This window comes from Bradyrhizobium sp. UFLA05-109 (assembly GCF_054185165.1).
On sequence record NZ_JBBIAR010000091.1, the window covers coordinates 22090 to 35356 of the forward strand.

At 64.8% G+C, this 13267-nt stretch carries 14 protein-coding genes; 6 read left to right on the forward strand and 8 right to left on the reverse strand.

Going from position 1 to position 13267, the window contains the following annotated elements; genetic code table 11:
* Window positions 1-6: 6 nt before the first annotated feature.
* From Q3C01_RS40220 to Q3C01_RS40230, 3 genes are read right to left on the reverse strand one after another with little or no spacing between them, the layout of a single operon-like run.
* Window positions 7-1143, reverse strand: coding sequence for a nickel/cobalt transporter (locus Q3C01_RS40220; protein WP_458150875.1), 1137 nt, complete (start codon window positions 1141-1143; stop codon window positions 7-9).
* A complete protein-coding gene (locus tag Q3C01_RS40225) occupies window positions 1134-1772 on the reverse strand; it encodes a DUF1007 family protein (protein WP_458150876.1) in 639 nt (212 codons plus the stop codon). The genes Q3C01_RS40220 and Q3C01_RS40225 overlap by 10 nt, the downstream gene beginning before the upstream one ends.
* On the reverse strand, window positions 1772-3862 hold the full coding sequence (locus Q3C01_RS40230) for a M3 family metallopeptidase (RefSeq protein ID WP_458150877.1): 2091 nt from the start codon (window positions 3860-3862) through the stop codon (window positions 1772-1774). Before Q3C01_RS40230 ends, Q3C01_RS40225 begins: the two co-directional genes overlap by 1 nt.
* Before the next feature lie 134 nt (window positions 3863-3996).
* Between Q3C01_RS40230 and Q3C01_RS40235 the strand changes: the two genes are divergently transcribed.
* From Q3C01_RS40235 to Q3C01_RS40260, 6 genes are all read left to right on the forward strand, one after another.
* Complete coding sequence (locus Q3C01_RS40235) at window positions 3997-4251, forward strand: hypothetical protein (protein ID WP_458150878.1); 255 nt, start codon at window positions 3997-3999, stop codon at window positions 4249-4251.
* 660 nt (window positions 4252-4911) lie between these two features.
* Window positions 4912-6054, forward strand: a complete 1143-nt coding sequence (locus Q3C01_RS40240; protein ID WP_458150879.1) for a type III PLP-dependent enzyme — start codon at window positions 4912-4914, stop codon at window positions 6052-6054.
* Window positions 6055-6182: 128 nt separating this feature from the next.
* The gene (locus Q3C01_RS40245) at window positions 6183-6767 is read left to right on the forward strand and encodes a GNAT family N-acetyltransferase (RefSeq protein ID WP_458150880.1); all 585 of its coding nucleotides are present in this window, start codon (window positions 6183-6185) and stop codon (window positions 6765-6767) included.
* A gap of 14 nt (window positions 6768-6781) precedes the next feature.
* Window positions 6782-6952 (forward strand): hypothetical protein, encoded by a 171-nt coding sequence (locus Q3C01_RS40250; RefSeq protein ID WP_458150881.1) that lies wholly within the window; start codon window positions 6782-6784, stop codon window positions 6950-6952.
* A gap of 88 nt (window positions 6953-7040) precedes the next feature.
* Complete coding sequence (locus tag Q3C01_RS40255) at window positions 7041-7430, forward strand: RidA family protein (RefSeq protein ID WP_458150882.1); 390 nt, start codon at window positions 7041-7043, stop codon at window positions 7428-7430.
* 48 nt (window positions 7431-7478) lie between these two features.
* On the forward strand, window positions 7479-8921 hold the full coding sequence (locus Q3C01_RS40260; protein WP_458150883.1) for a homospermidine synthase: 1443 nt from the start codon (window positions 7479-7481) through the stop codon (window positions 8919-8921).
* 236 nt (window positions 8922-9157) lie between these two features.
* Here the strand turns inward: Q3C01_RS40260 and Q3C01_RS40265 are convergent, their stop codons facing one another.
* The 5 genes from Q3C01_RS40265 to Q3C01_RS40285 all read right to left on the reverse strand — a co-directional run.
* The gene (locus Q3C01_RS40265) at window positions 9158-9505 is read right to left on the reverse strand and encodes a hypothetical protein (protein ID WP_458150884.1); all 348 of its coding nucleotides are present in this window, start codon (window positions 9503-9505) and stop codon (window positions 9158-9160) included.
* Between the two features lie 92 nt (window positions 9506-9597).
* Complete coding sequence (locus Q3C01_RS40270) at window positions 9598-10314, reverse strand: MgtC/SapB family protein (RefSeq protein ID WP_458150885.1); 717 nt, start codon at window positions 10312-10314, stop codon at window positions 9598-9600.
* A 19-nt stretch (window positions 10315-10333) separates the two neighbouring features.
* On the reverse strand, window positions 10334-11353 hold the full coding sequence (locus Q3C01_RS40275; RefSeq protein WP_458150886.1) for a WD40 repeat domain-containing protein: 1020 nt from the start codon (window positions 11351-11353) through the stop codon (window positions 10334-10336).
* Window positions 11353-12405 carry a CobW family GTP-binding protein gene (locus Q3C01_RS40280; protein ID WP_458150887.1) on the reverse strand — a complete coding sequence of 351 codons (1053 nt, stop codon included), beginning with the start codon at window positions 12403-12405 and terminating at the stop codon, window positions 11353-11355. The genes Q3C01_RS40275 and Q3C01_RS40280 overlap by 1 nt, the downstream gene beginning before the upstream one ends.
* Before the next feature lie 54 nt (window positions 12406-12459).
* Window positions 12460-13267, reverse strand: an 808-nt coding sequence (locus Q3C01_RS40285; protein ID WP_458150888.1) for a metal ABC transporter solute-binding protein, Zn/Mn family, incomplete at its 5' end; no start/stop codon positions are given.

The window sequence follows — 13267 nt, forward strand, 5'->3', positions numbered from 1 at the left end:
TTCACCTCAAAAACACGTCGTGCGTTCGGCGGCGAGGTAGCCGAACAGCAGGCCGGTGCCGAACAGGAGCACGAGGCCCGCAGCGCCGAATTCGATGCCGCGCATGAACAGTGCGCCGCCGCCGTCGCGGCCTGCGCTCAGCCGCCGGGCGACGTCCTTGGCGGAGACGGCGATGACCGCGATGGTTGCAACCGTAATCGCGGTGCCGAGCCCCATCAGGAGGGTCGCCGCGATGCCGGCCCAGAACAGGCCCTGAGCGAGCGCGAACACCAGCACCAGGATCGCGCCCGAGCAGGGGCGGATGCCGACGGTGAGGATTGCCGCGAGACCACGCCGCCAGCCGCCGGGGCCGGCAAGCTCGCCCGGCGTGGGTCCATGGGAGTGGCCGCAATGCTCGTCATGGACATGGTCGTGGGCATGGGTATGCGCGTGGCCATGGCCGTGGTGGTGATGGTCGTGGTGATTGTGACCATGATCATGCTCGTCATGGTGATGGTGATCGTGGCCGTCATCGTGGCCGTGATCGTGATGATGCGGCACGCCGGCGATCGCGGGCACCGGCTGGGAGGCCTGCAGCGCGCGGATGAAGGCGCTGCCCTTGACCCAGACGAGGCGCAGCCCGAACGCCGCGATCAGGGCGTAGCTAGCGATCTCGATCACCTTCTCGGCGCTGCACATGGTCCTGGCCGTCGCATTCAGCACCCAGGCCGCGATGCCGACGATGAGGACTGCGACAAGCGACTGCATCAGCGCCGAGGCAAAGGACAGCACGATGCCGCGCCGGGCCGTTTCCTGGTTGGCGACGAGGTAGGACGAGATCACCGCCTTGCCGTGGCCGGGACCAGCGGCATGGAGGATGCCGTAGGCAAAGGAGATCGCGAGCAGCGTCCACACCGCCGAGCCGTCGGATTTCGCGGCGCGGATGGTCGCCGACATCTCGCGGTAAAATTCCGACTGCTTGGCCAGCAGCCAGCCGACGATGCCCCCGGCCTCCGGCTCGGGCGCGGGACGCGGCCCACCGAAGGGGTTTTGCGCGAAGAGATCATGAAGCGCAGCATCGACGGCCCAGACGGCGACAAGAACGGCCGCGCCGGTGCCGAGCGCGCGTGCAAGCGGAGAACGAAGGAAAGAGGTCACGGGCAATCCACGGTGATCTTGTTGGCGAACATCATTCCGAAGTTGGAGTTCTCGCCGTCCACGAACGTCTGCTCGTTGAGCTTCTGGGCGCTCGCGGTGCCGTCATTCGGCCGCTCCAGCTTCATCTGGCAGCCCGCCGGCGCCCCGACCAGCTTGACCGGGTTGTCCTTGGCCATCTGGAAGTCGATGAAGAAGGAGCGGTCGAACACCTCCAGCATGAGCTGCTTCGGCTTCAGCGGCGTCCTCAGCGGCAGCGTGAAATGCAGGGTCAGCACGGTGTCCTTGTAGTCGAGGAAATAGTCGACCGGCTCATTGAAGCGCTCCTTCTTGCCGTCGGCCTTGGCGAAGGTGAAGTAGGCATATTCCTTCAGCGACTCGACGTTGGTCTGGGCAAGAGGAGCCAGCTCCTCGCGCGTGTAGCTGCCCTTGGTCTTGCCCTCTAGCCCCTGGGTCGCATAGGCCGAGAACATGTCGTCAAACGTCCAGGCGTGGCGGACGCCGGTGATCGAGCCGTCAGGCGCGTAGATCAGCTCGCTGGTCGCGGTGATCCAGACATGCGGATGGGCCTCAGCTACGCCCGCCGCAAGCGACAGGCCGGCGGCGAGCAGCCATCCCAACAGGGCGCGCATGCCCATCAGGCCGCCTCCGCGGCGTCGAGCAGGCCGCGGCGGCGCAAGAGCGCATCCGGCTCCGGCGGGCGGCCGCGGAAGGCCTCGTAGGCGGCTTCCGGATCGACCGATCCGCCTGTGGAGTAGATGTCGTCGTGCAGGCGCTTTGCCACCGCCGGATCGAAGATGTTGCCGGCCTCCTCGAAGGCACCGAAGGCGTCGGCATCCATCACCTCCGACCACATGTAGCTGTAATAGCCGGCGGCATAGTGGTCGCCGGAGAAGATGTGGCCAAATTGCGTGGGCCGATGCCGCATCGCGATCTCCCCGGGCATGCCGATCTTCTCGAGCTCTTGTCTCTCGAAGGCCCGCACGTCCTGCGCGGCCGCGGCCGGCTGGGTGTGGAATTCGAGATCGACGAGGGCCGAGGAGACGAATTCAACGGTGGCAAAGCCCTGGTTGAACTTGCGCGCTGCGAGGAAGCGCTGGAGCAGGTCGTCGGGGAGCGGCTCACCGGTCTGGTAGTGACGGGCAAATTGTTGCAGCACCTCGGGCCGCTCCTGCCAGTGCTCATAGAGCTGGGAGGGCAGCTCGACGAAATCGGTGAACACCGAGGTGCCCGACAGCGACGGATAGGTAACGTTGGAGAGCATGCCGTGCAGGCCGTGGCCGAACTCGTGGAAAAGCGTGCGGGCATCGTCGGGCGACAGCAGCGAGGGCTCCCCGCCGGCGCCCTTGGCGAAGTTGCAGACATTGATGACCAGCGGCGCGGTCTCGCCGTCGAGCTTCTGCTGGTCGCGCAGCGAGGTCATCCAGGCGCCGGAGCGCTTTGACGGCCGGGCATAGTAGTCGCCGTAGAACAGCGCCTTGTGCTTGCCGTCCCGGTCCTTCACCTCCCAGACCCGCACGTCCGGATGCCAGGCCGGGACATCCTTGCGCTCCTCGAAGGTGATACCGAACAGCCGCGTGGCACAGTCGAAGGCCGCCGCGATCATGTGGTCGAGCGTCAAATATGGCTTGATCGCGGCGTCGTCGAAATTGGCGCGCTGGAGGCGCAGCTTTTCGGCGTAGTAGCGCCAGTCCCAGGGCGCGAGCTGGAAATTGCCGCCTTCCGTCGTGATCAGCGTCTGCATTTCGTCGCGGTCGGCGAGTGCGCGCGCCCGCGCGGGCTTCCAGACCCGCTCCAGGAGGCCTCGCACCGCATCCGGCGTCTTGGCCATCGAATCCTCGAGCCGGTAGGCGGCGAAGGTCGGATAGCCCAGGAGATTGGCGCTCTCCTCGCGCAGCTTCAGGATCTCGACGATGGTCTCGTTATTGTCGTTGGTGTTGCCATTGTCGCCCCGCGCGGTGAAGGCCTTGTAGACCTTCTCGCGCAGGTCACGCCTCGCCGAGCCCTTCAGGAACGGCTCGACCGAGGAGCGCGACAGGGTGACGATGGCCTTGCCGGCCATGCCGCGATCTTCTGCCGCAGCCTTGGCGGCCGCAACGAAGCTCTCCGGCAGGCCCTGGCGGTCGTCCTCGCCGAGCTCCATGAACCACTCCTGCTCGTCACCGAGCAGATGATGGCTGAAGGTGGTGCCGAGCTGGGCGAGCCTCTCGTTGATCTCGGCCATCCGCGCCTTGGCCTCCTCGGTGAGTCCGGCGCCGGCGCGGTGGAAGCGGGTGTAGGTACGTTCGAGCAGGCGGAGCTGCTCAGGAGTGAGCTTCAGCGTGGCGCGGTTCTCGTGGAGCTGGGCAATGCGGCCAAACAGCACCGCGTTCATCATGATCGGATTCCAGTGCCGCGCCATCCGCAAGGAAACATCCTTGTCGATCTCCAGGATCGCCGGATTCGAGTGCGCGGAGACGAGGTCGTAGAACACGGCCGAGACCTTGTTGAGCAGCTTGCCGGAGCGCTCCAGCGCCGTGATGGTGTTGGCGAAGTCGGGCGCCGCCGGATCATGGACGATCGCCGCGATCTCGGCGGAGTGATCGGCGAAGGCCTGCTCGAAAGCCGGGAGGAAGTGCTCCGGGCTGATCTCATCGAACGGTGGGGTTGCGAACGGCGTCACCCAGGCCTTCAGGAGCGGGTTCGTCTCGGCCGGCGCGGCGCCGGTATTCTCGAGGGGTTCTGACATGACCTGTCCCGTTTTTTGAGCTGGTTTGTTGCCGCCAGCTATAGCACGCGATGGGGCTTTTTTGCGCCATTTGGCCTTGCTCCCGGCCGCCTTTTCGGGGAGATTGCGGCCCTCAAAGTCCACGGATCTAGCTCATGAACGCCCCTGCCTCCTCCTCCCGCCAGATCGTCTGGCCGAGCGTCATCACCGTCATCAGCGCCGCCATCCTGATCGGCGCCGAGGTGTTCGGCGCGGCGTTCGCCGGTGGCTGGGCGCTCGCGATTCTGTTCGGGCTCGACGACACCGGCGCGCACATCGTGCAGGCCGTGCTGTTCGCACTCGGCGTGTTCGTCATGACCGCGTTCATCCGCGCTGCTCAACGCGTCGAGCCGTTCACGAAGCGCACGTGAGGCGACGCGCGCGGGCAAGAGGCGTGCACAAGCTCGCGCAAACTTAACAGCCGTTCATCTTCAGCGTCGCTCGCGCAGCACAGCGCAAGCAGTCGTTAGGCAATTCTGCTCTCAGCCTAAAAAATTTCTTGCGAACCAGAGTCAAAACGCTTATGTGCGTTCTTGCCCAATTTCGCACGTGCCTGTGGTCGTGTGTCAGTCGGTAGGTATCCGGACAAGAGGCCGGACAGCCGCCAAGGGGTGAAGAAGCCGAGGGGCTCTTCGGAAGTGCAGAAGTCGGAAGACTGAAGCAAACCCGGAGCGTCCAGCATCTCTCTCAAAGAGATGCCTAGTCGAAGGTGACTTTGCCCTTTGCAACCGTGACTGGCAGCCGGAGGCGAACCGGCGCACCTCGTTCTCAACGGGGGACGCGACTTAAAGCAACGACGGAGCGGGCTTTTTTGGTCTCTACCGGCATTCCAACGCCGGCGCGGGCTACTGAAAAGGCTTGTCCTTCATTGCCAGGTGAGCGGGCGGGAAAATTCCCAACCAATCCACGGCAGCACAATTCGGTCTCGGGTTCTCGGCCCTGTCGCGTCTCCATCGTGCGGCAGCGCCAAAGCACCCCTGTCCGAGAACATTTTGAACGGGCTCCGTCGCTGGGGCCGTTTGGAGGGTGCTATGACCGATCGCATCAGGGAATTTCTGCGCAACCGCCGCACCGAAGGTCTCGATACCGAGCCGTGCCTCGTCGTCGACCTCGAGGTCGTGCGCGACAATTACCAGAGCTTTGCCAAGGCGCTGCCCGACAGCCGCGTGTTCTATGCCGTCAAGGCGAACCCGGCGCCGGAAGTGCTGGCGCTGCTCGCCTCCATGGGCTCCTGCTTCGACACCGCAACAGTCGCCGAGATCGAGATGGCGCTGGCTGCAGGCGCGACGCCCGACCGCATCTCCTTCGGCAACACGATCAAGAAGGAGCGCGACATCGCGCGCGCCTTCGCGCTCGGCATTCGGCTGTTCGCGGTCGATTGCGCCGCCGAGGTCGAGAAGGTCGCTCGTGCCGCGCCAGCTGCGAAGGTGTTCTGCCGCATCCTCTATGACTGCGCCGGCGCCGAGTGGCCGCTGTCGCGCAAGTTCGGCTGCGACCCGGAGATGGCGGTCGAGGTGCTCGACCTCGCCAAGCGTCTGGGCCTGGAGCCTTGCGGGATCTCCTTCCATGTCGGCTCGCAGCAGCGCAAGGTGAAGGCGTGGGACCGTGCGCTGGCAATGGCCTCGCAGGTGTTCCGCGACTGCGCCGAGCGCGGCATCAACCTCTCGATGGTGAACATGGGCGGGGGCTTCCCGACCAAGTACCTGAAGGACGTGCCGCCGGTCGTCACCTACGGGCGATCGATCTTCCGCGCGCTGCGCAAGCATTTCGGCAACCAGATTCCCGAGACCATCATCGAGCCGGGCCGCGGCATGGTGGGCAACGCTGGCGTGATCGAGTCCGAGGTCGTGCTCATCTCGAAGAAGAGCGACGAGGATGAGGTGCGCTGGGTCTACCTGGACATCGGCAAGTTCGGCGGTCTCGCCGAAACCATGGACGAGTCGATCCGCTACGCCATCCGCACCCCGCATGACGGGGCGGACATGACGCCGTGCGTGCTCGCAGGCCCGACCTGCGACTCAGCCGATGTCCTGTACGAGAAGAGCCCGTATCCGCTCCCGGTGACGCTCGAGATCGGCGACAAGGTGCTGATCGAAGGGACCGGTGCTTATACGTCGACCTACTCGTCGGTTGCGTTCAACGGCATCCCGCCGCTCCGCACCTACCACATCTGATCCGCCTCGCCTTCGAGGCCTGACGAACCCGGGAGCCGGCCCGCCGGCTCCCTCCCTGACATTTCTCGATTTCTGACGACGCTTGGCTGCGGACGCATGTCCGCAAGGCAAGCGAGGACTGACGTGTCATGACTGCTCTTCGGAAGCCACAGGTCGCCCTCACCTCGAAAGCCGCTCCGTTCGCGATCCGTGCGGAGCGTGCTGCCGACGTTGCGATGCGTGAAGCGCTGCTCGATGCCTGCTTTGGCGAAAACCGCCATGGCAGGACCTGCCAGCGCCTGCGCGACGGACGTGCACCTGCCGCAGGCCTTGCCCTGTCGGCGTTGCGCGAGGGGAAGCTCGTGGGAACCGTGCGGCTGTGGCACGTCAGCGCCGGAGGCAGGTCCGCTCTGGTCCTCGGACCGCTGGCGGTCGACCCTGCCTGCCGCGAGCTCGGGATCGGCGCCGCGCTGATGCATCAAGCGCTGGCCGCCGCCCGGGCGCGCGGGCATGCCGCCGTGATCCTGCTCGGCGACGCGCCCTACTATGCCCGCTTCGGCTTCTCGGCCGAGAAGACCGGCGCGCTCTCGCTGCCCGGGCCATTCGAGCGCGAGCGCCTGCTCGCCCTCGAATTCCAGGCGGGCGCACTGGACGACGCAGCCGGGATGATCATCCCGACCGGCGCCGTGCAGCCCAAACGGCGGGCAGCCCGTCTGCACGCGCACGCGGCCTAAAGGGGACGTCCATCATGGCGAAGACCCCGGCCGCATCCAGCGGCGATGCCCGCTCGTGCCTGCGCAGCCTGATCACGTCAGTGCTGTTCGTCCTGATTGCGATCATGATCGTCAGGGACATTCTGGTGCGGCGGTGGAGCGGCTCACCGCCGCCATCGCAAGACGTTACTCAGCAGTTCCGCTGAACTCTTTTCACCGCCTTCTCGGGGGTTGCGCAGGGCCCCGAAAGGCCCTTTAACCCCGCGAAACGCCCCTTCAATCGAGGTCGAACAGATGTCCCGTCGCCTGATTTCCACCGGCTCGCCGTTCGAGAAGACCGCCGGCTACAGCCGCGCCGTGATCGACGGTGACTTCGCCTTCGTCGCGGGAACCACCGGCTATGACTACACGGCGATGTCGATGCCATCGGATGTCACGAGCCAGTCACGTAACTGCTTCAAGACCATCGAGGCCGCCCTGAAGGAGGGTGGATTCGAGATGGCCGACATCGTCCGCGCGACCTACTACCTCACCGATGCCAAGGACGCAGACGCACACTTCGCGGTCTGCGGCGAAGTCCTCGGCGAGATCCGCCCGGCCGCCACGCTTCTCGTCGTCTCAGCGCTCTACAAGCCCGAGATGAAGGTCGAAATCGAAGTCACCGCCAAGCGCCGCGGCGCCTGATCCACCCCTCAACATTTGTCCGCCAGCACGTTCCGGAGAAACCATCCCATGAGCCCCGCCTCGCAGATCTACGCGAAGATCACCGGTCCCATCGTCATGGTCGGCTTCGGCTCCATCGGCAAAGGCACGTTGCCGATGATCGAGCGCCATCTCGATTACGACAAGTCGCGCGTCACCGTGATCGACCCCAAGGACGAGGGCCGCAAGGCGCATTGCGAGAAGCAGAACGTGCGCTTCATCCAGAAGGCCGTGACCAAGGACAATTATCGCGAATTGCTGACCCCGCTACTCACCGAAGGCGGCGGCCAGGGCTTTTGCGTCAATCTCTCGGTCGATACCGGCTCGACCGACATCATGGAGCTCTGCAACGAGCTTGGCGCGCTCTATATCGACACCGTCAACGAACCCTGGCTCGGCTTCTATTTCGATGCTTCGAAGGGCCCGGAAGCGCGCTCCAACTACGCCCTTCGCGAGGTGACGCTGGCCGCCAAGAAGGCGCGCCCCGCGGGCTCGACGACGGCTGTCTCGTGCTGCGGCGCCAATCCGGGCATGGTCTCCTTCTTCGTCAAGCAGGCGCTCCTCAATGTCGCCGCCGACCTGAAGCTCAATGCCCCCAAGCCGAAGACCAAGGCCGAATGGGCGGACCTGATGCGGCAAGCCGGCATCAAGGGCATCCACATCGCCGAACGCGATACCCAGCGCTCCAAGAAGCCGAAAGAGCCTGATGTCTTCGTCAACACCTGGTCGGTGGAAGGTTTCCTCTCGGAAGGCGTGCAGCCGTCCGAGCTCGGTTGGGGCACCCATGAAAAATGGATGCCCGAAAATGCGCGTACCCACGAAGCTGGCTGCGGCGCTGCCATCTATCTGATGCAGCCCGGTGCCAACACGCGCGTGCGCACCTGGTGCCCGACCCGAGGCGCGCAGTATGGCTTCCTCGTCACCCACAACGAATCGATCTCGATCTCCGATTACTTCACGGTACGTGACGCATCGGGCACGGCGATCTATCGGCCGACCTGCCACTATGCCTATCATCCGGCTGACGATGCCGTGCTGTCGCTGCACGAAATGTTCGGCCGCGCCGCGAAGATGCAGGAAAAGCACCACATTCTCGATGAGAACGAGATCGTCGATGGCATCGACGAACTCGGCGTGCTGCTGTTCGGCCATGACAACAATGCCTACTGGTACGGCTCGCAGCTCTCCATCGAAGAGACCCGCAAGCTCGCGCCCTATCAGAACGCCACCGGCCTGCAAGTGACCTCCGCCGTGCTCGGCGGCATGGTGTGGGCGCTGGAAAACCCGAACAAAGGCATCGTCGAAGCCGACGAAATGGATTTCGATCGTCTGCTGGAAATCCAGATGCCGTATCTCGGCCCGGTGAAGGGCTTCTACACCGACTGGACGCCGCTGACGGATCGCCCGGGGCTGTTCCCGGAAGATATCGATACGAGCGATCCCTGGCAGTTCCGGAACATCCTGGTGCGCTGAGGCGCCAGCGTGATGCCCTCGCCAAGGCGGGGCATCAAAAATGTCGAAAACAACCCCATGCAAAGTAGCTGGTACGGCCGGCATGGGGCGCTCCACCCGACGCACGCCGTCATGCCCCGCGCAAGCGCAAGCGGGGTATCCAGTACGCCGCAGCTTCTCCGTATTCGTCGCTGCCTCTGGAATACTGGGTCATCCGCCTTCGCGGGTGACGACACCGGAGGTGGGGAAGCCGCCTCCTACTTCTCCTTGAGCGACGGCTCCTTCATCGGCGGGGCGATCTTCTCGGCTGGCGCTTGTGGCAGCACCGGCCTCGCCGCGCCTTGCGTCTGTGGATCCGGCCGTGCGGGCTCGGGCGCCGGGGTGGTGGGACGGTCGCCACCGGGCTTTGATTGCGCAGGCGTCTTGCTCTGATCATCCGGCGCCGGCGTGCCTTGCAGCGGCTGCGTGGCTTGAGCCATGTGCTGCCGGCTCTCGGCCCGGATCTGCGCCAACGACAGGCCGGAGATCAGGACGCCCGCCCCGAACAGGAGGCAGGCGATCAGCAGATCGCGTTGAAATCTGAGCTTGTCCTGCTTACCGGCCATGACGCTACCCGCGAATTCATCTGCGGTATCAACGAAATCGCCCGACCGCAGTTCCGCGTGATGGCCTTCAGGAACCCGCGAGAATGCCGCGCTCAGTCGGTCGTGCTGACTTCCCAGGTGGCGTGGCGCACGCCCGTCTGACGCTGGAGCTCGACCGCGACGGCGTTCAACTCATTCGGATCGACCGCGGTCGCAATAAGCTCGGCGACGATCTCCAGGATATCGTCGCCGATCTCGACGACGTTGACGTCGGCCACCGGATAGTTTGCGTTTTCGAGCTTCTCGACCAGGCGGTCGCGGATGTCGGGCAGGACCTCGGTCGTCACCGCGACCTTGAAATAATAGGTCGCCTCCGAGGCCTTCTCGTTCAGCGGGATACGGTTGATCGCGTTCACCAGGGGGCGCAGCAGTGTGTTGCCGGCGATGATGAATACCGTGAGTGCGACAGCCTGTACGACCATGTCGGCACCGGCACAGGAGCCGACGGCGGCCGACGCCCACAGGGTTGCCGCGGTGTTGAGTCCGCGCACGTCCATGCCCTGCTTCATGATGACGCCGGCGCCGAGGAAGCCGATGCCGGAGACGACGTAGGAGATCACGCGGACCGCGCCGTCGGCGCCGGTCAGATGCATGGCGAGATCGACGAACGCGGCGGCGCCGACCGCGACCAGCACGTTGGTGCGAAGGCCCGCGGTGCGCTGACGATATTGCCGCTCGGCGCCGATCAGCGTTCCGAGCACGAAAGCCGTGACCAGGCTGATCAGCGTGTCGAGGAAGTCAGCAAGCTGGAAGGTCGTCAGAAACCGCATTGGCCGGCCGGAATGGGAATCAGAGCTCGAGGAGCCCTCCATCGCCGGTCTCGTCGGCAAATGCAAGCAGCGTCCCCTTGGCGTTCCAGGCCAGCGCCGCGACCGGCGCGGTGCCATTGCGACGGACCAGGATCTCCGCGCCGTCCTCCAGCCGCACCATCAGCACGGTGCCGTCGCTATAGCCGGCGGCGAAGATGTCGTTCTTCGGATGGCAGGCGACCACCGACACACGCGCCTGCAAGGGCGCGAGCATCGCGGGCTCCTTGCCCATCGGGCCGTCCTTGCTGGCGAACGGCCACAGGATCACGGTATCGGCGCCCGAGGTCGCCAGCGCCTTGCCGCCCGCGCTCCAGGACATCGAGCGGACGCGGCCGGGATAGCCGGTCATGCGCATGTGCTTGTTGTCGGCGAGCCGCCAGCCATGCAGCGCCGGCTCGTGCATCGCGGTGACCAGAAACTTGTTGTCCGGGCTGAAAGTGACGGCGAGATGCGAACCGGCCCAGGGCAGGAATTCGGCGCTCCCCGCCATGTTCGGAAACCACAGCGTCGCGCCGTTGTAATGCGCGATCGCAAGCCGCAGGCCCTTCGGCGCAAACGCAAGGCCGCCGACGGTCGAGGGCACCTCGATCGATCTCTCCTCTAGCTTGCCGCTCTTGACGAAGGCAAGCTTGCCGGCCGACCAGGCGAAGGCGCCATCGGGATGCAGCGCCACCGCATCGATCCAGCGCCGCTTGGGATCGGTCGCGAGCAGCGCCACCTCGCCCTTGGCGTCGAGCGAGACGACCTTGCCGTCGTCTCCGCCCATCACGAGGCGCTTGCCGTCGCTCGCAGTCGAAAGAATGCCGCCGCTATGGACAGCAATTTTGCTGACCTCACCATTCGCAGTGGCGAGCGCAACGTTCTCCTCGCCGGCGACGAAGGCGGCGTGGGACCCAAGGAAATGCACCGAGGTCACGGTCATGCCGAGCGCGACCGGCTTGACGCGGTCGGTGACGGAGACGATCGAGGGTGAATCGGGAGCTGGCGTAAACTCTTTCATCACGAGACGATGCAGCTCTCAAAACCTTCGCGGATGGCCTGTTCAGGCAGCTCGCGACCGATGAAGACGAGACGGCTCTCGCGCGGCTCGCCCTCCTTCCACTTCCGCTGGTGATTGCCCTCCAGCATCATGTGGACGCCCTGGAAGACGTAGCGGTCGTCATCATTGTGGAAGGCGAGGATGCCCTTGGAGCGAAGGATCTTCTGGCCCTCCACCTGCACGAGGTTCTGGAGCCAGGGCATGAACACGTTGGGATCGAGCGGCTTGTCGGTCTTGAGCGACAGCGACTGCATCTCCTCGTCGTGATAGTGCTTCAGGCCGTGGCCGTGATCATGGTGGTGATGATGGTCATGACCGTGATGGTGGTGATGATCGTGGTCGTGGTCATGATCATCGGCCTCCAGGAAGTCCGGCTCGATGTCGAGGATGCGATCGAGGTCGAACGCGCCGCGATCGAGCACGTCGGCCAATGCCACCGAGCAACGCTCGGTGCGGTGCAGCTTCGCATAGGGATTGATGCCGCGGATGCGGGCCTCGACCTCGGCAAGCTCGGGCTTGGAGACGAGGTCGGTCTTGTTCAGCACGATGACGTCGGCAAACGCGATCTGGTTCTTGGCCTCGGGCGCATCCTTCAGCCGGTCGGAGAGCCATTTGGCATCGGCAACCGTCACGACCGCGTCAAGCCGCGCATTCTTCTGCACGTCCTCGTCGACGAAGAAGGTCTGGGCGACGGGCGCAGGGTCCGCAAGCCCCGTGGTCTCGACGATGATGGCGTCGAACTTGCCCTTGCGCTTCATCAGACCGTCCATGATGCGCACGAGATCGCCGCGCACGGTGCAGCAGATGCAGCCATTATTCATCTCGAACACTTCCTCATCGGCGCCGATGATGAGGTCGTTGTCGATGCCGATCTCGCCGAATTCGTTGACGATGACGGCGTATTTCTTGCCGTGGTTTTCCGACAAGATGCGGTTCAAAAGCGTGGTCTTGCCGGCCCCGAGATAGCCGGTCAGCACGGTCACGGGAATCTTCTGCGGGGTCACTTCAGACATAACTACTCCGACATCGGGCTTATTCGCGCGACGCGAGGCGGGGTGGCCCCTGCCCTAGTGGTCAAGCGCGCTGGTCAGGGCCTTTATATTGTGCCTGACCATGTCAATGTAAGTGGGGGCAGCCCCCTTTTCGGCCGTCAAACCGTCCGAAATCAGGGTCCCGCCGACCTTTGAGCCGGTCTCGGCCGCGATCCGCCGGATCAGCCGGTCGTCGCTGATATTCTCCAGGAAGACAGCCGGGATTTTTTGCGTCCGGATCTGGCCGATGATGGCGGCGATATCGCGGGCGCTCGGCTCGGTTTCGGTGGAGACCCCGAGCGGTGCGATGAACTGGATGCCGTATTCGGCGGCGAAATAGCCGAAGGCATCGTGGGTCGAGATCACCTTGCGCCGCTCCGGCGGGATTTTTGCAATCGCCTCGCGCACCTCTCGGTCGAGCGTTTCGAGCTTTTCCAGATAGGCCTTGGCCTGGTCGCGGAAGAATTCGGCATCGTCAGGTGCGGCCGCGGCCAGCGCGTCCGCGATGTTGGTTACGTACGCTTTCGCGTTAGGAATCGACTGCCAGGCATGTGGATCGGATTCCGAGCCGAGCTTGAGCGGCGCGATGCCGGCGCTCGCGATCACGACGGTTGCCTTGCTGCCTGCGGACTGCACCAGCCGCGGCAGCCAGCCCTCCAGGCCCAGGCCGTTGACGATGACGAGCCTTGCGTCCGCGATCCGCTTCGCGTCCCCGGGCGCCGGTGTGTAGACATGGACGTCGCTGTCGGGACCGACCAGCGTGGTGAGGTTGACGCGATCGCCGCCGACGTTGCGGATGAAATCGGCGAGGATCGAGAAGCTCGCGACCACGTTGAGCCGTTCC

Bases quoted from the DNA above. Each gene is read 5' to 3' on its own strand.
- Q3C01_RS40260 (WP_458150883.1), top strand. From the start codon at position 7,479: ATGAGCCCCGCCTCGCAGATCTACGCGAAGATCACCGGTCCCATCGTC.
- Q3C01_RS40240 (WP_458150879.1), top strand. From the start codon at position 4,912: ATGACCGATCGCATCAGGGAATTTCTGCGCAACCGCCGCACCGAAGGT.
- Q3C01_RS40225 (WP_458150876.1), bottom strand. From the start codon at position 1,772: ATGGGCATGCGCGCCCTGTTGGGATGGCTGCTCGCCGCCGGCCTGTCG.
- Q3C01_RS40255 (WP_458150882.1), top strand. From the start codon at position 7,041: ATGTCCCGTCGCCTGATTTCCACCGGCTCGCCGTTCGAGAAGACCGCC.
- Q3C01_RS40245 (WP_458150880.1), top strand. From the start codon at position 6,183: ATGACTGCTCTTCGGAAGCCACAGGTCGCCCTCACCTCGAAAGCCGCT.
- Q3C01_RS40235 (WP_458150878.1), top strand. From the start codon at position 3,997: ATGAACGCCCCTGCCTCCTCCTCCCGCCAGATCGTCTGGCCGAGCGTC.
- Q3C01_RS40250 (WP_458150881.1), top strand. From the start codon at position 6,782: ATGGCGAAGACCCCGGCCGCATCCAGCGGCGATGCCCGCTCGTGCCTG.
- Q3C01_RS40265 (WP_458150884.1), bottom strand. From the start codon at position 9,505: ATGGCCGGTAAGCAGGACAAGCTCAGATTTCAACGCGATCTGCTGATC.
- Q3C01_RS40230 (WP_458150877.1), bottom strand. From the start codon at position 3,862: ATGTCAGAACCCCTCGAGAATACCGGCGCCGCGCCGGCCGAGACGAAC.
- Q3C01_RS40270 (WP_458150885.1), bottom strand. From the start codon at position 10,314: ATGCGGTTTCTGACGACCTTCCAGCTTGCTGACTTCCTCGACACGCTG.
- Q3C01_RS40280 (WP_458150887.1), bottom strand. From the start codon at position 12,405: ATGTCTGAAGTGACCCCGCAGAAGATTCCCGTGACCGTGCTGACCGGC.
- Q3C01_RS40275 (WP_458150886.1), bottom strand. From the start codon at position 11,353: ATGAAAGAGTTTACGCCAGCTCCCGATTCACCCTCGATCGTCTCCGTC.